Raw genomic sequence first — 17,811 nt, forward strand, 5'->3', positions numbered from 1 at the left:
TCTCGCCGCTGTGGGGGGCAGTGGGGTATCACTCCATCTGCGCATCCAAGTTACCGACCAGTAGGGCGCTCAATGGATTTCGAGACCGTGTCCCGTCCCGCCTCTGACCACCGTCGGGCCATCCGATTTGCCCGATTAGGAACAACATCGGCCCCGCCGTCCGTTGAACCGAGCATGACGACCTACAAGACTGTCAATCCAGCCGACGGCACAACCGTCAAGGAATTCGAAACTCTCGACACGGCCGGCATCGAGCGCGCCCTCGCGGACGCGCACGCTGGTTTCCAGACGTGGCGCAAGACCTCACCCGAGCATCGCGCAGAGATCCTGCACAAGGTCGCCGACCTCTATGTCGAGCGCGCCGACGAACTGGCCCGCACCATCTCGCTCGAGATGGGCAAGCCGCTGACCGAGTCTCAGGGCGAGGTCGAACTGTCCTCGAACATCTACCGGTACTACGCCGACAACGGCCCCCGCTTGCTCGAGGACGAGACACTCGACGTGCCCGGCGCGGAAATCAGTGTGCTGCAACGCAAACCGGTGGGCGCACTCGTCGGCGTCATGCCGTGGAACTTCCCGTACTACCAGGTAGCCCGATTTGCCGGCCCGAACCTGATGGTGGGCAACACGATTCTGCTCAAGCATGCACCGAACTGCCCGCAATCGGCATTGCTGATGGAAGAGATCTTCCGGCAGGCCGGGTTGCCCGAAGACGCGTACATCAACATCTTCGCGACCAACGAGCAGATCGCCGACATGATCGCCGACGCTCGCGTCCAGGGCGTCTCCCTCACCGGAAGTGAGCGGGCCGGAACGTCCGTCGCCGAGACGGCGGGGCGCAACCTCAAGAAGGTCGTGCTCGAGCTCGGCGGTTCGGACGTGTTCATCCTGCTCGACTCAGCAGACATGGACGCCACCGTCGAATCCGCAACCCGTGCGCGCCTGTCCAACGCAGGCCAGGCCTGTAATGCCGCCAAGCGCATACTCGTCGCCGAAGACGTCTACGACGAGTTCGTCGCCAAGCTCGTCACCTCCTTCGAGGCTGTGCAGACCGGCGATCCGCTGGATGCCAACACCACCCTCGGTCCCCTGTCGTCGCAGACCGCTGCCGACACGTTGATCGAGCAGATCGACGACGCGGTGTCCAAGGGCGCGACACTGCTCACCGGTGGCAAGAGGATCGACGGACCGGGTGCGTACGTGCAGCCGACCCTGCTGACCGACGTCACGCCGGACATGCGGGCCTACACCGAGGAACTGTTCGGCCCCGCAGGCGTCATCTACAAGGTCCAGAATGCAGACGAGGCAATCGAATTGGCGAACTCCTCCCCCTACGGACTGAGCGGGTCGGTGTGGAGCGCAGACCTCGACAAGGCCCGGGACGTAGCAGAACGCCTCGAGGTGGGCATGGCCTTCGTCAACGAACACGGCACCACACTGCCCGGCCTGCCGTTCGGCGGCGTGAAGCGCTCCGGCGTCGGCCGCGAGCTGGGGCCGTGGGGCATGGACGAATTCGTGAACAAGAAGCTCGTCCGAGTCTCCGCAAAGTAGCCGTACTCGCCGATGCTCCCCAGGCAGTTGCCCGGGGAGCATCGCGCTGCTGCGGTCATACTGTCTCGATGATCGTCGAACACGCCCTGCTGCATGTCATCCCCCACCGAACCGACGAGTTCGAAACCGCGTTCGCCGACGCGAAATCGATCATCGCGTCGATGCCGGGGTTCGTGAATCTGACCCTCTCGCAGGGCATCGAGCAACCGAACACCTACCTGCTGTTGGTGGAGTGGGAACGACTCGAAGACCACACCGACGGCTTTCGTGGTTCCGACGAGTATCAGCAGTGGAAGGCGCTACTGCATCACTTCTACGATCCGTTCCCCGTCGTCGAGCATTTTGCTCCGATGTACGAGGCGTAAGAGTTAGGTTCGTGTCTCGACCCTCTCGCCGCACCAAGGAGATTTTCGTGGCCAACGCTTCGTCGTTCGTATCCAAGCAGGACGACCTCGAGATCAGCACCTACACCTGGGCGACGTCCGCCGATCCTGCTCGCGGTGTCGTACAGATCGCACACGGGCTCGCCGAGCACGGCAGTCGTTACGCACGCTTCGCTGCCGCGCTGAACGACGCTGGCTTCCACGTCGTCGCGTCGGATCACCGCGGCCATGGCCAGTCGATCGTGGACACCCCCGGCGATTTCGGGGCCGCCGCATTTGCAGGCCTGTGGGCAGACATCGAGCAACTGGGCGAATCACTGCTCACCGAGTACCCCGACCTGCCTCTGTTCTTGTTCGCTCATTCCATGGGATCCTTTGCCACCCAGCATGTTCTGATCGAGCGATCAGATCTGTACGAGGGTGTGGTGCTGTCCGGCTCGACGACACTCGACGTCCTCGCCGCCGGAATGGCCGACGCCCCCGCCGGGGACCTGAGCGTGTTCAACGCCGCCTTCGAGCACCGCACCGGTTACGAGTGGCTCTCGCGTGACGAGGCCGAGGTGGACGCCTACGTGGCAGATCCACTGTGCGGCTTCGATCTTCCGGAGTCGACGGTGCCCGCGCTGTTCGGTGAGGCCGAGAAGCTCGCCGATCCCCACAACCTGGAGCAGATCCGCTCGGACCTCCCCCTGCTCATCACGTCGGGAACGGACGACCCACTCGCCGGCGGCGGTCAGTTGATCGAGACACTGGCGTCCCGCTACCGCGAGGCCGGCATGAGCGATGTGACCGTCACCCTGTACCCCGGTGCCCGCCACGAAATCCTCAACGAGACCAACCGTGACGAGGTCACCGCCGACATCATCGGCTGGCTCACCGACCGCGCCGGATCGGTCTAACGCCGTCTCAGCTGCACGGGCTGCCCGTCCTCCGGGAAGGGCAGCGACGTGAAGTTCAGCGGTGCAACGTAGTCGGGGTCGACCGTCCAGTCGAACCGCAGCAGCAAGTGATGCATGATCGTCTTGATCTCTGCCCCGGCGAAGAACATGCCGATGCATTTGTGGACGCCACCACCGAACGGCTCCCACGCATAGCGGTGCACCTTGTCCTCGCGGCGATCGGCGGCGAACCGCCCGGGATCGAATTGCTCGGGGTTGGGCCAGTACTGCTCCATGTGATGCGTGAAGTGCGGCGCGACAGAGGCATACGTTCCCGCGGGGACGAACTTGCCTTGCACCTCCGTGTCTTTCACGGCACGGCGGGCCACTACCGGCGTGGGCGAGACCAGGCGCAAGCACTCCTTCATCACCAGATCGACATTGGTCAGCTCGTCGAGTTGCGCGAACGACGGGGAATCGGTACCCAGCGCCTCGCATTCGGCCCGGCACTTGTCCTGCCACTCCGGATGCTGGCCGAGGTACTGCATCATCGTCGACAGCGTGATCGTCGACGTGTCGTGCGCAGCCATGAGCAGAAAGATCATGTGGTCGATCACTTCGTCGTCGGAGAAGTGCTCTCCGTCGTCACCCTCGATGTGGCACAACACCGAGAAGAGGTCGTCGGTCTCGGTGGCTCGACGGGCAGGGAGGTAGCGGCGGAAGAACTGGTCCAGCACCGCCCGGCCGTCCAAACCCCGCTTCCACCGCGTGCCAGGAACCCGGTAGCGCACGATCGAGGTGGCAGCCTGCACGCAGGCAATGAAACTCGCGTTGAGCTCAGCGATGTCGGCGTCCGTCGTTCCCTCCGCACCTCCCATGAAGATGCTCGTCGCGACGTCCAGCGTCAGCGCTTTGAGCGCCGGATAGACCTGAAAGTCGCGGCCCGGCTGCCACGCGTCCAAACCCGTTGCTGTAACTGGATTCAACGCTGCGACGGACTTGGTCAGCCGGTCCCGAGTGAAGGCCTGCTGCATGATTCGTCGATGACGTAGGTGCTCCTCGGAGTCGAGCAGCATCAGCCCGCCGTGGAAGAACGGCCCGATCAACAGCGACCAGCCGTCACCGTTGGCGAACGCCTTGTCCGCGTTCTGCAGCACTTGCTGACACGCATCGGGACCGAGAACGGTGATCCACTTCTGCCCGGCCATCGTCATCCACGAGACCTCGCCGTACTTGTCCCACCGACTACCGAGCAGCTTCAGAGGGTCTCGAATGTACTCGAGCGTGTGTCCGACGACGGGAAGACCGCCGTCGCCGAACACCGGTTGGAGAGCTGAATCTGCGGGTGGAGCAGCCAGAGCACGTGCCATTGTCGACCTCCGTCAATCTGACATGACGTCATGTCAGATGAGATGTAGTCTGCGTCACAGCCACGGTCTCTGTCAAGATCTACCCATGCCCCCTACGACGCGTCGCTACAACGGCATGAGCGCCGACGACCGCGCGGCCGACCGCCGAGCGAGATTGCTCGACGCCGGCCTCGAGGTATTCGCGGCAGCCGGAGCGAAGGGTGCGACCATGACCGCGATCTGCGCACACGCCAAGCTCACCGAGCGCTACTTCTACCAAAACTTCACCAGCAGAGACGACTTGCTCGAGCAGGTCGTGGAATCGGTCTCTGCCGAGATACGGACCGCAGCGCTGGATGCACTGCACTCCCCCGCCCGGACCGTCGACGAGAAGGTACACAACGCAGTGACCGCGTTCGTCGGCGTCCTGACCGAGGACCGTCGCAAGGGCCGGGTTGCGATGATCGAATCGCTCGCCGTCGACTCCCTCCGCGAATACCGACGAAAGTCCCTGCGCGGCTTCGCTCATCTGGTGGCCGAACAGTCGCGCGAACTCTACGGCGAGAAGGCCTGGCCGCAACCACAGTCGGAGATCAACGGTCTGCTCTTCATCGGTGGACTTGCCGAACTCGTGATCGCCTGGCTGAACGACGAAATCGACATCGCACCTGCAGACATCGTCGACGCCGCAACACGTCACTTCATCGCAACCGCGCACCGCTGAGGTGCGCTACGCGCAGTGGCGTGATTATGTGCCCGCAGAGGCACTTACCCGCACCACTGCGCCGCAGGCGCACTCCTACCGGTCGAAGTGCGCCTTCGAGATCTGCCCGTGCACGCCGACGGTCTTGTCGACCACCTGCGAGACGGTGAAGTTCGCGGCCGCGGACAGGTACGCATACGCCGTCGCTCGGTCCATGCCGAGGTCCGTCTCCAAGAAGTCCAGAGCGTTGACGACCGCGCGACGCATCGCCGCGTTCAGGTCCGAACTCTGGCCGCCGACGGCCCCGTCCGGATCTGACAGGCCGATCGGAATCCACGAGTCCTCGTTCTCGGCAAAGGGATACGAGTACGCGACCGACGGCGCGTCACCGCTGCCCGCCTTGCAGACCGTAAGGCGAAAGGTGCCGCGCAGAGACCCCTCCATCGCAGTCAGCGCCACCTCACCGTCACCCATCGCCATGTGCGGATCGCCGACGTAGAACAACGCGCCCTCCGCGAACACAGGAAGGTAGAACGTCGAGCCGACGCCGAGCAGACCGACGTCGATGTTGCCGCCGCCGAGCGTCGGGGGAATCGAGTTGGCATTCGGGGATGTCAGACCCGGGTCGCTGGCGAACGCCACGCCCATCATGCCCATGAACGGGCGCAGCGGAAAGCGCACGGCCGCATCGCCGTACCGCATCACGCCCTGTCCGTCCTCGACGGCCGTGAACGTGGATACATTGCCGTACTGCGTCGGGTCACCCGATTTCCTGCCGTCGCTTCCGATCGGCGGCATGACCTCGTCGAGGCTGATGCCCGCCGGTGCCTCGCCGGACGCCGTAACTGCCAGCGCGCCCTTGCCGTGCCTGCTCGACACCACGCCGTACGGCACCCGCGGAACGGCCTCCAGAGTTTCGATCTTGAGCACATCGCCGCGCTGCGCACCTTCGACAAACACCGGGCCCGTCACCACGTGCGGTCCGTCGACGTCGAAGTTGCGAACCGTTCGGTCGTACCCGCCTGCGATGTCGATCGCGTCCTGAAGAACATCGGACTGGGAAACACCTTTGCCGCCGAAGAATTCGACGGGATCGCGGCCCTGGTCTTCGAGGATTCCCTCATGGCTGAGCGCGTCGATGGTCACCGTCTCGCCGGACTTCATCTGCAATACCGACTCCGACTCGACGGTCGGGACGTAGCCCCACAGAACCTTGTCGACCTCGGAGCTCAGGTAGTGGTCCCCCGAGATGTCGCCCGATCCTGGGTTGAGAATGGCACCCGCGGGCGCTACCGGAGCCGACGAACTTGTTGCCGCCGTAGTGGTCGAGGTCGTCGAACACGCAGCTGTAGTTGCCAAACCAGCCCCTGCGCTCATCGCTGCCACCGCCCGAATGAAGCCGCGTCGGCCGATTCCTTTGCTGATAGTTTCCGCTGCGTGCTCTGCCATCGACTGCGCCATACTGCCTCCTGAATTGTCCGAATCTCGAACGTAGATCAGGGGTGTTTCTCAGCAGTTACGAACGCGCGTCACGCGAATTGCTCAGCGACTCAACTGGGGTCGCTGCCGTCGATCGCCGACCACCAGATCGCGGTGACAGCTGCCAACAGACTCACCGCCAGAAATTGTGCAAAGCCCCCACCGTCGACGATCAACCACAGCAGCCCGATGAACGGGCCGGCCACTGCTGCGGGGGCGTCGAGCATGATCCGACGACGCAGCGAACCGAATCTGGCGCTGCGCGTGCGCAGATCGGAGTCGTTGAGGCGCGGGGCATCGAGAGGTGTTCCCGGCGGTAAGGTCGATCGACGCCGACCGGACGGCAACGCAACGATCCCCGGTTCGACGACGAAGGCGCGGCGTCCGAGAAACGACCTACCGACCTTCGCTTCGGCGTCGGGGACCAATCCGAGAAGACCGGTGTGGAAGTAGACGGGGTACCAGGCCCGCCCGGCGCCCTCCTGAACCTCCACATACCCGCGCGAACGCATGCGGTGTTGAAACCGAACACGACGCACGGAGATTCGATCCCGAGACCGCGCTGCGGATCGTCCGGCCAACAAGGCCGAGGCCACAGACCAACCCGTCCAGATCAGAACGACGAGCGCAACCAACAGGCCGAGCGGGGTGTAGACAGCGGTCGATGCCGCGACAACCAGCGTGATTGCCGCGACACCGACCGGATATTCGAGCCCGTTGTCTATTTCAGGAACCCGACCTTCGACATGTCGATGTCGCCGAATCCTGGAGCGCCGAAGTTGGCGAGATTGGACTTCGTCGCGTAGGTGAACGGACGCTGGAACAGCGTCAGGCTGTGGCCTTCGGCCCAGATCGCCTCGTCCGCCTCGTTGTAGTCGGCGATACGTGCTTCGTCGTCAAGCTCGCCCGCAGCCTTGTCGAGTAGTCCGTTGATCTCCTCGGACCCGACCTGGCCGTAATTCTGCAGCGTGCTGCCGGGCGTCAAACGGAAGATGCCGTCACTGCTGGACGTGTACGGCGTTCCCTCCCAGGTGAAGTGGGTGACGTCGAAGGCACCCACCAGGATGTACTTCTCGAAGAAGTCGTCCGACGGCACCGCATCGATGATGAGATTGGCACCGACAGCCTTGAGGTTCTGCTGGATGATCTGCGCTTCCTGCGTCGCATTCGGGGTATCGGCCGGAATGATGTCGTGCAGATCGAGCTGCTGACCGTCCTTCGAGCGGAACTCACCGTTCATCGTCCAGCCGGCCGCGTCGAGTTCGGACTTCGCCTTCTCCGGATCGAACGTGATGTCGCCGTTGTTGGCCTGGTAGCCCTTCTGTCCGTCGACGTAGATATGACTGTTCAGCACCGTAGGGTTCGAGGTGATCTGGCCCAGCTGCGAGGTAGCCAGGTAATCGCGGTCGATCGCCTTCATCAGAGCCAGCCGGACCGCCTTGTCCGACGTGATGCGTCCGGGAGCACCGTTGAAGTCGAAGTGGCGGTACTGAGACCCGAGGCTCTGCCGCAGGTCGACGTTCGGGATACCGCGGGCAACCTTGAACGCATCTGCGCTGCTGCCCAGTTCGTAGTAGTCGATCTCGCCGCTCTGCAACGCGCCGACGGACGCTGTCGAATCGAGTGGCAGGTACGTGATGGTGTCGAGCACTGCGGGATTTTCGCCCCACCAGTCCGGGTTGCGTTCGGCGACAATGCGCTTGCCACCGGGCTCGATGGTCCGGATACGGAACGGCCCTGCGGTGGCCGGCATCGTGCTCACAGATCCGGTGTTGAATGCGTCGACACTGGCCATGGACTCAGCCGGCATCAGAGGCTCGTACAACGACCGCCAGTCACCGAACTTCTCGGCAAAGGTCAGGATGACCTGCTGGTCGTTCTCGCCGCGGACGACGGACTCGACCTTGTCCCAGCCAGCGGTGCTGGACGCCTCGTAGGCCGGATCCTTACCGTTGTTGGCAGTCCACGTTGCCACGAGGTCTGTGTAGTCCAACGGACGCCCGGTGCTCCACTTGGCCTTCGGGTTGATGTTGTACGTGATGACCTGCTTGCCGTCGACCTCGGACTCGGTGATGTCGGTGAAGAAATCCGTCGCGACCGTCAGGCTTGCATCGGCTGCAGCATTGAATGCTCTCGGCATCAATGCCAGGTAGTACCGTGCCGCATCGACCGTGGTGCCATCGATTTGGTAGTAGTTGTAGTTGGTCGGCACCTGCGAGAGCGGAAAGTTCATATTTCCGCCCTGCTGGAGATCGCTGATGGGATGCGGGTTGATCTGCGCTCCGCTCTCGAAGGACGCGGGCGCATCGGCGTTCGGCCCGGTGTCACCCGAGCTGCACCCCGCCACCAGTCCCACAGTGGTCACGGCCACCGCGATCGGGACCAGTGCCCGAAATAGCTTGGCTCTCATCAATTCACCTTTCTCAGTGTGCACGTAACCTGCAGGGTCAGATGGCGTCGGCCAGTGCTGCGGCCTCGGCGATTCGGGCTCGTTGGAGCACGGGATCGGGGATGGGGATGGCTTTGAGCAGCGCCCTCGTGTACGGGTCCTTCGGTGCGTCGAACATCTGCTCCGTCGGGCCCTTCTCCACGAACACACCGTTACGCATCACCGCTACTTCGTCGGCGAGGTGACGCACCACCGAAAGATCGTGCGAGACGAACAGATACGCCAGACCGAGCTCCTCCTGCAGATCCTGCAGGAGGTTCAGCACGCCCGCCTGGATCGACACGTCGAGAGCAGACACGGGCTCGTCGAGCACCAGGATCGACGGCTTCAGCGCCAAAGCCCGTGCAATGCCGACTCGTTGGCGCTGCCCGCCGGAGAACTGGGTGGGATACCGATCCGCGAGCTCGGGACGCATTCCGACGGTGTCCATCAGTTCTCGAACTCGGCGGGTTCGCTCGTCGACCGGGACGCCGTTGATCTTCAGCGGCTCGGCGATGATCTCCCCCACCGGCATGCGCGGGTCTAGCGAGCCCATCGGATCCTGGAACACGATTTGGATGTGGGCGCGCAACTTTCGTTGCTCGGCGCGGCTCAGGCTGTAGGGCTCTACGCCGTTGATCTTGATCGAACCCTGCTGCGGCTTCACGAATTCCATGATCTCGAGGAGAGTCGTGGACTTTCCGCACCCGGACTCACCGACGATCGCCAACGTGGACCCCGCATGCACATCGAAGCTGATGCCCTGCACGGCAGGCACTTCCCCAGCCCGACGCCGCAGCACGGAACCTTTGAACAGCGGGTAGCTCTTGTGCAGGTCGGTCACCGACAGCACCGGAGCGTCCTTCGACACCGTCACCACGAGCTCCGCCGGGGCCCCCGACCGTGGGGCACCCTCGAACTCGGCCTCCACCGACTCGGCCGTCGCCGCGTCGACGCGGATACACGCCGCCCTGTGATTCGGTGCCACCTGAATCAACGGCGGTTCGCCCTTGTCACAGGCCTCCGTGTGCAACGGGCATCGAGGTCCGAACGGGCAGCCCGTCGGGAGATTCACCAGAGCGGGCGGCGTGCCCTCGATGGGCACCAGTCGCTCCTGCGCGGGACGATCCGGGCGAGGCACGGAGCCGAGCAAGCCGACGGTGTAGGGCATCGACGGGTGTGCGTACAACTCGTCGACCGGCGCGGTCTCGACCGCACGCCCGGCGTACATCACCATAGCCCGATCGGCCACGCCGGCAACGACTCCCAGGTCGTGGGTGATGAACACGACGCCTGCGCCGGTGACGTCGCGGGCGGTACGCAGCAGATCGAGGATCTGGGCCTGAATCGTCACGTCGAGAGCAGTAGTGGGCTCGTCGGCGATGATGAGATCGGGATCGTTTGCGATGGCCATCGCGATGACGACGCGTTGACGCATGCCACCGGAGAACTCGTGCGGATACGACCGCGCCCGGGCCGCCGGATCGGTAATACCGACCAGATCGAGCAATTCGAGGGTGCGCTCGTGAACCTTCGCCTTGGACAGTGACGGATTGTGTACCGAGATCGCCTCGGCGATCTGGTCGCCGATGCGGTAGATGGGCGTCAACGCGGTCAGCGGGTCCTGCGAGATCATCGCTACCGAACGTCCACGCTCACGCGACATTTCGCGGTCGGACAGGCCGAGCAGTTGACGGCCGTTCAGTTCGATGGATCCGGTGACCCGCGCGGACTCCGGGAGCAAACCCATGACCGCGAGGGACGACACCGACTTGCCCGAGCCGGACTCGCCGACGATGGCCATGACCTCGCCCTTGTCGACCTGGTAGTCCAAGCCTCGCACTGCGGTGACGCGCCCCTCCTCGCTGGGAAAGCTGACCTCGAGTCCGCTGACCTTCAACACCGGCACTGTCTCAGCCACGTGCCTGTCCCCTCGTCGAGTTCGGATCGAATGCGTCGCGCAGACCGTCGCCGACGAAATTCGTCGCCAGCACGATCAATACCAGTGCGCCACAGCAGAATGCGAACAGCCACGGATACGTCAACGCGGACGACGTACCGTCTGCAATCAGCGTGCCGAGCGAGACGTCGGGTCGCTGGACACCGAAGCCGAAGTAGCTCAGCGATGCCTCCCCGATGATGGCGATACCCACATTGAGCGTGACGTCGACGATGAGGATGGAGGCCATCGACGGCAGCACGTGCTTGCCGATCACGCTGCTCGGTGTTGCGCCCATGTACTTTGCGGCGCGGATGAATTCGCGTTCACGTAGGGACCGCGTCATCGCGCGAATGATGCGTGAGGTGATCATCCACGCGAAGGCTGCGAGCAGCAGCACCAGGATGAAGAAGCTCTTGTCGCGGAACAACGGAGAGCAGATAGCGATCACCAGGAAGCTGGGTACGACGAGCAATACATCGGCGACCCACATCAGCGCGCGGTCGGTCCAACCGCCGAAGTACCCCGCCACCGCGCCGACGACGCCGGCAAGCACCGTGGAAATGAGCGCGACGAGCATGCCGATGATCAGCGACTTCTGCAGACCGCGCAGCGTCTGAGCCAGAACATCCTGGCCGATCTGATTGGTGCCGAACCAGTGTCGTGTGGTCGGCGGCGAGTTGAGCGCGTACGCGTCGAGTTCCTCGTAGGTGAACGGGATGAAATGCGGGAGCACGAACGCGCCGACGAACATCGCGAGAAGGACCACGATGCCCACCAGCGCCGGCCGGTTACGCAGGAACCGGCGCAGCACCAACCGCCGACGGGTGATCGGGGCAGACGAGTCGATCGGGCCCTCGACCGCAGCGATCTCGGGAACCACAGGTGTCGCCATCGCCGGTCCTTTCCTCTACTCGAAGTGGTGGGTCAGTCCGCGTAGCGAACGCGCGGATCCAAAGCAGCAGTGAAGATATCGGTCAACATTCCGGAAACCAGCACCGACAGCGCAGTGAAGAGCGAGACCGCGAGCGTGATGTTGATGTCCTGACTGGTGATGCCGTAGATCAGCCAGTCACCCATGCCGTACCAGCCGAACACGCGCTCGGTGAACGTCGCGCCGGTGATCACCGCACCCATACCGAATGCGAACAGTGTGGCCATCGGGATCAACGCAGTACGGAAGCCGTGCTTGAAGATTGCGCGCCCGCGCGTGAGTCCTTTGCCGCGGGCAGTACGGATGTAGTCCATGTTCAGCTCGTCGAGCATAGAACTGCGCATGTACCGGCTGTACCCACCGATGGTGAACAGCATCAAGACGACGGTCGGCAGCAGCAGATGCTGTGCGCGGTCGACAATTTCGTTCATTAGACCGGGGGCGAGCGTCGTCGACGTTTCACCGGTGTACTGGAAGAACTGACTGCCGGTGCTCTGATTGACCTGCACAGCAAGGTACTTGAGCACCGGGGCCAAGACCAGGATCGGGGTGCTGATGAGAATGAACGTCACCACCGTTGCGACGTGGTCGAAGATCTTGTACTGCCGGACGGCGCCGTACGCACCGACGAGGGTTCCCAGTACCGCGCCGAGGACGGTGCCGAGTACGACCAACCGCAGCGAGACCAGGATGCGGCGCCACAGTTCGTCGTTGACCGAGCCTGCAGCGATGGTCTGCCCGAAGTCTCCGTGCAGTACCGCCCATAGCCATTTCAGATACCGCAACACCGGATTGTCGTCGAGGTGCAGTGCCGCGCGCTTGGCGTCGAGTACAGCATCCGACGGCGGCGGGTTGCGGCTGAGCAGATTCGACAGTGGATCGAACGTGAGCGAGGCCAGCAAGTACGTGAGAAACGTCGCGATGATCAGCAGGACGACGTAATTCAGCAACCTGCGTGCAAGATAACCGCCCACGCGCAACCACCTTCCATCGAGCACCACGGCCGTGCCCGACGGCACTGCTCTCGGCATTGTTCACACCGCTTGTTTCCTGCGTGTTTCGTTAGCGGTGGAAACGGACAATCCTCAAGATAGCACCAGGAATTCGTATTTCGATGACGGTTGCGAAACTCTTACCGACACTTCGGGCAATGCGGAATCATCGGTCGCAGAACGAGTCTGACGACCTGGCTGTCGTAGGGTCGCCTAATTCATCGGCTCACAGAACGCATTCGCGACAATGCGGACAGGAGACGAATAGGCGGTGCTCGCACGCGTCGGTAGATTCAGTGCCATGCCGACAGACTCCACACCCGACGGATTCGCTCTCGAACGCTTCGACATGACCGATTCCGGGGCCATTGCCACGATCTTCGCCGCCAAGGACTACCGAAACGGACTCTACGTTCTGCATTTCGCAGACAACGCGGCCTTCGTGGGCTACTCCGAATCACTCGCGGCCCGAGTGAATGCCGACCGCGAGATATGGCCCGACATCGAGGCCCTCGAGGTTGCACCCGGTGCCGCAGATCGTCTGGAGCAGCTCACCGATCTCGTGTCCCAGCTCCACCCACTGCGACAACGCCCGTCGGAGCCCACCGCGATCGGCGAAGCTCCGGGAGTGAAGACGGCACTGCCCAAAGAACGAGCCAAGCGCACGACGCTCCTCGACGCGGCCGTGGGACGCAGTCGTCGCCAGTTCTGGGAACTGTCCGACCACATCGCGTACCCCGCCATCCGCAGCATCGTGGCCGACTACATCAACTCGTCGATCCCCGACCCAGCCAACACCGCGAAATACCTGTGGCAGACAGCCGCTCTGTCCGACGTACAGGACGACACCGGTCCGCGACGATTGCTGACGCTGACGTGCGGCGGCTTCGAGACCCTGCGAGTCGACGAAATCGTGCACGACGACGACACGATCGAGCTCGACCTGCGCATCAACACCAACGTTCCGCGCGACCGGACAGACGAGCAACTCGAGGTCTCCAACGAAACCGTCAGCGCCGGACGGGGACCGTACCGAGACGAACGGGTGTGGTCGTGGTCGATCGACCTCGGCGCGTTGCTGGAAGAAGACGTGGATGTCGATCTCGGTATCGACGACGACACGTTCGACGATCTCGCCTACGGCCTCAACGCGCGGCTCATGCGGTCCGGAAACTCAACGGGCGCAGCGGCACACAACAACGATCTCGCGGCCGACCTACTCGCCGAGGCATACCGGCAGCTGTTCGAGGCCGAGTGACCGACCGCCTCTGGTACGTCGCATACGGCTCGAACCTGTTGCGAGAGAGGTTCTCCGTCTACCTGACGGGCTCCGAGGACGGCTCGGAGTTCGGGGCACATCCACCGGCACCCTCGACGGCAGCGGTCGAGGCGGAACGCTGGTTGTGGATCGATCACGCCCTCTACTTCGCAGGCGTGTCCCGACGGTGGACCGGGGCGTCGGCCTTCGTGTCGCTGAACACCGATCCCGCGTATCCGTCGCTGGTACACGGATACCTGATCGACAGTGTGCAGTTGGCGCACGTCGCCTCGGTGGAGAACGTGGTCGATTCCGTCGATATCTCGGCTGTGGAATCACTGAGCATCGGCGAGTGGGCCACACTCGACATCGACCGCCGAGGTGAAGCCTACCGAGGGAAATACGATGCGCTGCTACGGCTTCCGGAAATCGACGGACTGCCCGCGTTCACACTGACGAGTTCGATCGTGCGAGAGCACGGCGAACCGTCGAGCAAGTATCTCTCGACGATCCGGCGTGGACTGCTGTCCGCAGGAGTCGACATGGACGCCGACGCCTACCTCGACGCTGCCGCCGGACGCGTCACTTCAACGCGTCGAGGTTCGTCTTCAGAAGCATGACGTTGTAATCGGACCACCGAGAAGCCGTGAAGTACAGGTCTTTTCCGCTCGACATCGGGTGAATGAACGGCGCGTAGATGCCGCCTGCCGTCTGGTTGGCGTCGAGAATCGTCCTCGGTTCGCTCCACGGCCCCTCCGGGTTTTCCGCCGTGCGCGCCACCAGCGTCCGGTTGTTCTCGTTGCCGTACATCATGACGTACCGGCCGAGGTAGTCGTTCCACGCCACCGACATCTCGCTGACCGGGCCCTTCACTACGGCCACGGTATCGCCGACGTTCTTGGACCATTGCTTGGCCGGATCGGGATCTTGCGTCGAATACTCGTACGCGTCGAGATTCTCGATCTGATCGGGCGCGACTCGGGAGACGAACGCGTCGCCGAATCGTCCGTTGGGAGTACCGAACTGGTACAGGTACCGACCGTCTTGTCCCAGAACGTAGGCGCTCTGCTGAAACTTGCCCTGGCTTTCGTGGACGTTGGTGAAGCCCGGGATCGTGACACCCTTGTTGACGCGGATCGTCTTGGGATCCGTCGTCCAATTCTGGCCGTTGTCGGTCGATTTGGCCGTCGCCGAGTAGTTCGTGATCCAGCGACCGGGTGTGCCCCAGCTCTGCACCGACATGTAGTTGATGTACTGGGTGCTGCCGATCGCGATAGCGGCCGTGGGGATGGTCGTGTCCTCGACGCTCGGTAGCTTTGCGCTCGAGATGATCTCGGCGGCGTAACGCGGATTGTTCGCTCTGACAACCGCACCCGAGGTGGTGTTCGCGGGGTCGGCCGGACCGATCGTGATGCCCTGCGACAGGTTCGTCGACGCCTTGTCCGAGCGGAAGAGTGCATTGCTGCGCCACTGGGCATTGCCGGAGGAGCAATCACCGAACGTGTCACCGAACGCCATCAAGATCTGGCCCGCACCGTTGTCCCAGGTGATACCGAGGTCGGTTCCGGACATCGCCAGGTTGTCGTAGGTGTCGTTCACGCTCTGCGGACCGGTGACCCAGGCGATGCTCTGGGTGTTCCCGGTGATGCGCGGCAGAGGACCCTGCGGTCCCTGCGGGTTCTTGCCCGACATTCCCGCGCTGCCCGACGAACCGAACAGCGGTGAGGAGCCCGGCCCACCGAGGCCGCCGCACGGTTCTGCAGAGACGGTCGGCGCAGTCAATGCGCTCAGCCCGCTCACTGCCAGTGCCAGGACAGCCCCAACAGCGATCTGCCGACTACGTAAGCGCATGGACGAACCCACCGTTTCCCGTGTGACCCACGATACTGATGTGACTGATGGGACGAGTGTTACGCAAATCTACTGATCGCGCAACAAATTGGGCGTGTCGGTACTTGACAAAATGCCTACGGCGAGAATGACACTCGTGTGATTAGCCGGCAATCATGCGCGCGTGAGTCGTATCCAGTGCGAACAGGGCAGCGCCCTGCACGACGACCGCCGTTCCGTGACCGATTGCCTGGTCAGCGGTGATTCGACGGCCGAAGCTGGGCTTCCGGACGGCGATGTGCGCACCGGCCGCGACATAGAGAACATCGAGCCCCGCATTGATCCACAGCAACTTGCTCAGACTCTTCGACGTCGGGACCGAGGAATTGAGCGCTCCCGCCCCTGCGATCGCCACATCGATCGCACCCCAACCCGCGGTCTGCTGGCCGAATGCACGACGGGCAGGCGACGAGCCGCGCACCGCCAACACCGTTCCGGCAAGCACACTCACACCGCCCCACACGGCGAGACGCCGACCGAGTAGTTGGGCGACGGCGGGAGCTTCCATACGAGTCATCGCTCCAGTGTGCCGGGCTCGACGCCGAGGGCGACCCGTAACGCGCGGTCCGTTGCTGCCGATCACCGAGCACCGGGTATTCGTGCTCGAAACGAACGGAGTCACCATGCTGAAGAAGATCCTCGCAGGCGCTGCACTGACGATCGGCGTAGCAGTGCTCGCCGCGCCGACGGCATCCGCCGCGCCCGACGACAACCCGTTCGGCCCCAAAGACTCCACTTCGAGCTTCGTCAACGCATTCGACCCCGCGGCCTACAGCAGCGCGAGCGAGAAGTCATTGATCGTCAGCCCATTCGGCACCAGCCGGCAAATCGACTGTTCCTCGTTCCATGCCCGCACCTGGTGCACTCAGAACGGCCACGCGCTCACCGACATCCGCATTCCGGCCGGATCGTCGGAATGGGATTACCGGATGCTCTACGTGTACAACCCGTTCTAACAGTCGGATAAGGCACAGCCGCAATCACAATCCGAGCGGATGCGCGTCGGCCCCAGGCAACCAACTGTTGCCCGGCCCGACCCACCCTCTCTCCTTGATCATCTTCTTGGCCGCACGTCGGTGGCGGCCGAGGAGGCGGTCGAGGTAGAGGAGCCCGGCCAGATGGTCGGACTCGTGCTGCAGACACCGCGCAAGATAGCCCGTGCCTTCCACCGTCACCGGGTTGTTCTCCACATCGACACCTGTGACACGGGCCCACTGAGCACGCCCGGTCGGGAACAGCTCCCCCGGCACGGACAGGCATCCCTCGGTGTCGTCCGGGTCGGGCATCGTCTCGGGAACCGCCGAGGCCTCGAGCACCGGGTTGATCACGTGTCCGCGACGACGGACCCCGCCGTCCCGCAGGTCGTAGACGAAGACCGAACGTGGGTCGCCTATCTGGTTGGCCGCCAGGCCCGCACCGGGTGCAGCCGTATTGGTCTCGAACATGTCCTCGACCAGCGCTGCGAGCTCGTCGTCGAACACCGTCACGCGAGTTGCCGGAGTTGTCAGCCGGGGATCACCGGCAACCAGGATCGGTCGAATCGCCATGAGATGAGGATAGTTTCGCTCCGAGAGCGGCGAAGCCCTGGGCGACGAGGTTACTGTCGATCTGTGGCCCACTCCCGTCGTACCTCCACCGCGCACCCCGCAGACAAGGTCTGCGCGTCGTGCGGTCGGCGGATCGAGTGGCGCAAGAAATGGGAGAAGAACTGGGATGACGTCAAATACTGCAGCGACACCTGCCGGCGGCGCAAGGTGAGTGCAACAGACAAGGAACTCGAAGACAAAATCCGATCCTTGCTCGACGCCCGATCACGCGACGCCACGATCTGCCCATCGGACGTCGCACGAGCCCTGTCCGACGACGACTGGCGCGACTTGATGGAGCCCGTTCGCCGCGCGGCCCGACGTATGGTCGACGCCGGCGAAGTCGAGATCACCCAGAAGGGGTCGGTCATAGATCCCTCGACCGCAAAGGGGCCGATCCGGATCCGTTGGAAGCGTTGACGGAAACCTGTCGGTGGGTGG

At 63.5% G+C, this 17,811-nt stretch carries 18 protein-coding genes and 1 pseudogene; 9 read left to right on the forward strand and 10 right to left on the reverse strand.

Annotation, left to right across the window (positions count from 1 at the left end; genetic code table 11):
* Window positions 1-174 precede the first annotated feature (174 nt).
* From JLZ96_RS24260 to JLZ96_RS24270, 3 genes are all read left to right on the forward strand, one after another.
* Window positions 175-1,551 carry an NAD-dependent succinate-semialdehyde dehydrogenase gene (locus JLZ96_RS24260; RefSeq protein WP_201011498.1) on the forward strand — a complete coding sequence of 459 codons (1,377 nt, stop codon included), beginning with the start codon at window positions 175-177 and terminating at the stop codon, window positions 1,549-1,551.
* Window positions 1,552-1,619: 68 nt separating this feature from the next.
* Window positions 1,620-1,916, forward strand: coding sequence for an antibiotic biosynthesis monooxygenase (locus JLZ96_RS24265; RefSeq protein WP_027497837.1), 297 nt, complete (start codon window positions 1,620-1,622; stop codon window positions 1,914-1,916).
* 47 nt (window positions 1,917-1,963) lie between these two features.
* Entirely contained in the window at window positions 1,964-2,833 is an 870-nt protein-coding gene (locus tag JLZ96_RS24270; protein WP_094623254.1) for an alpha/beta fold hydrolase, read from the forward strand.
* On the opposite strand, the gene JLZ96_RS24275 is transcribed toward JLZ96_RS24270, so the two are convergent.
* Entirely contained in the window at window positions 2,830-4,182 is a 1,353-nt protein-coding gene (locus tag JLZ96_RS24275; RefSeq protein WP_094623255.1) for a cytochrome P450, read from the reverse strand. The two genes, JLZ96_RS24270 and JLZ96_RS24275, sit on opposite strands and share 4 nt — an antisense overlap.
* Before the next feature lie 85 nt (window positions 4,183-4,267).
* Between JLZ96_RS24275 and JLZ96_RS24280 the strand changes: the two genes are divergently transcribed.
* Entirely contained in the window at window positions 4,268-4,885 is a 618-nt protein-coding gene (locus JLZ96_RS24280) for a TetR/AcrR family transcriptional regulator (protein WP_179274414.1), read from the forward strand.
* A 75-nt stretch (window positions 4,886-4,960) separates the two neighbouring features.
* On the opposite strand, the gene JLZ96_RS24285 is transcribed toward JLZ96_RS24280, so the two are convergent.
* From JLZ96_RS24285 to JLZ96_RS24310, 6 genes are all read right to left on the reverse strand, one after another.
* A complete protein-coding gene (locus JLZ96_RS24285) occupies window positions 4,961-6,325 on the reverse strand; it encodes an acetamidase/formamidase family protein (RefSeq protein WP_094623256.1) in 1,365 nt (454 codons plus the stop codon).
* Between the two features lie 89 nt (window positions 6,326-6,414).
* Window positions 6,415-6,855 carry a hypothetical protein gene (locus JLZ96_RS24290; protein ID WP_143536317.1) on the reverse strand — a complete coding sequence of 147 codons (441 nt, stop codon included), beginning with the start codon at window positions 6,853-6,855 and terminating at the stop codon, window positions 6,415-6,417.
* A gap of 209 nt (window positions 6,856-7,064) precedes the next feature.
* The gene (locus JLZ96_RS24295) at window positions 7,065-8,753 is read right to left on the reverse strand and encodes an ABC transporter family substrate-binding protein (protein WP_201011500.1); all 1,689 of its coding nucleotides are present in this window, start codon (window positions 8,751-8,753) and stop codon (window positions 7,065-7,067) included.
* Window positions 8,754-8,790: 37 nt separating this feature from the next.
* Complete coding sequence (locus JLZ96_RS24300) at window positions 8,791-10,692, reverse strand: ABC transporter ATP-binding protein (protein WP_201011501.1); 1,902 nt, start codon at window positions 10,690-10,692, stop codon at window positions 8,791-8,793.
* The gene (locus JLZ96_RS24305; RefSeq protein ID WP_027497844.1) at window positions 10,685-11,605 is read right to left on the reverse strand and encodes an ABC transporter permease; all 921 of its coding nucleotides are present in this window, start codon (window positions 11,603-11,605) and stop codon (window positions 10,685-10,687) included. The genes JLZ96_RS24300 and JLZ96_RS24305 overlap by 8 nt, the downstream gene beginning before the upstream one ends.
* 32 nt (window positions 11,606-11,637) lie before the next feature.
* The gene (locus tag JLZ96_RS24310) at window positions 11,638-12,618 is read right to left on the reverse strand and encodes an ABC transporter permease (RefSeq protein ID WP_032364425.1); all 981 of its coding nucleotides are present in this window, start codon (window positions 12,616-12,618) and stop codon (window positions 11,638-11,640) included.
* Between the two features lie 319 nt (window positions 12,619-12,937).
* Here JLZ96_RS24310 and JLZ96_RS24315 point away from each other — a divergent pair, with 319 nt between their 5' ends.
* Together JLZ96_RS24315 and JLZ96_RS24320 are read left to right on the forward strand one after the other, a co-directional pair.
* Window positions 12,938-13,894, forward strand: a complete 957-nt coding sequence (locus tag JLZ96_RS24315; protein WP_236254234.1) for a hypothetical protein — start codon at window positions 12,938-12,940, stop codon at window positions 13,892-13,894.
* Entirely contained in the window at window positions 13,891-14,514 is a 624-nt protein-coding gene (locus JLZ96_RS24320; protein WP_032369036.1) for a hypothetical protein, read from the forward strand. Before JLZ96_RS24315 ends, JLZ96_RS24320 begins: the two co-directional genes overlap by 4 nt.
* Here JLZ96_RS24320 and JLZ96_RS24325 read toward each other — a convergent pair.
* Both JLZ96_RS24325 and JLZ96_RS24330 read right to left on the reverse strand, forming a co-directional pair.
* A complete protein-coding gene (locus JLZ96_RS24325; protein WP_201011502.1) occupies window positions 14,477-15,745 on the reverse strand; it encodes a DUF4185 domain-containing protein in 1,269 nt (422 codons plus the stop codon). The genes JLZ96_RS24320 and JLZ96_RS24325 overlap by 38 nt on opposite strands.
* A 142-nt stretch (window positions 15,746-15,887) precedes the next feature.
* Complete coding sequence (locus JLZ96_RS24330; RefSeq protein ID WP_197077426.1) at window positions 15,888-16,301, reverse strand: DUF6992 family protein; 414 nt, start codon at window positions 16,299-16,301, stop codon at window positions 15,888-15,890.
* 106 nt (window positions 16,302-16,407) lie between these two features.
* On the opposite strand from JLZ96_RS24330, the gene JLZ96_RS24335 reads away from it, so the two are divergent.
* Window positions 16,408-16,740 carry a hypothetical protein gene (locus JLZ96_RS24335; protein ID WP_201011503.1) on the forward strand — a complete coding sequence of 111 codons (333 nt, stop codon included), beginning with the start codon at window positions 16,408-16,410 and terminating at the stop codon, window positions 16,738-16,740.
* A 24-nt stretch (window positions 16,741-16,764) separates the two neighbouring features.
* On the opposite strand, the gene JLZ96_RS24340 is transcribed toward JLZ96_RS24335, so the two are convergent.
* Window positions 16,765-17,331 (reverse strand): peptide deformylase, encoded by a 567-nt coding sequence (locus tag JLZ96_RS24340; protein ID WP_201011504.1) that lies wholly within the window; start codon window positions 17,329-17,331, stop codon window positions 16,765-16,767.
* A 3-nt stretch (window positions 17,332-17,334) separates the two neighbouring features.
* On the opposite strand from JLZ96_RS24340, the pseudogene JLZ96_RS25085 reads away from it, so the two are divergent.
* Together JLZ96_RS25085 and JLZ96_RS25090 are read left to right on the forward strand one after the other, a co-directional pair.
* Window positions 17,335-17,523, forward strand: a pseudogene (locus JLZ96_RS25085) (DUF2256 domain-containing protein); the annotation flags it as partial.
* 15 nt (window positions 17,524-17,538) lie between these two features.
* The gene (locus JLZ96_RS25090) at window positions 17,539-17,790 is read left to right on the forward strand and encodes a DUF3253 domain-containing protein (protein WP_230073891.1); all 252 of its coding nucleotides are present in this window, start codon (window positions 17,539-17,541) and stop codon (window positions 17,788-17,790) included.
* Window positions 17,791-17,811 lie beyond the last annotated feature (21 nt).

It is taken from the genome of Rhodococcus sp. NKCM2511 (assembly GCF_014905595.1).
Taxonomy (GTDB): Bacteria; Actinomycetota; Actinomycetes; order Mycobacteriales; family Mycobacteriaceae; genus Rhodococcoides; species Rhodococcoides fascians.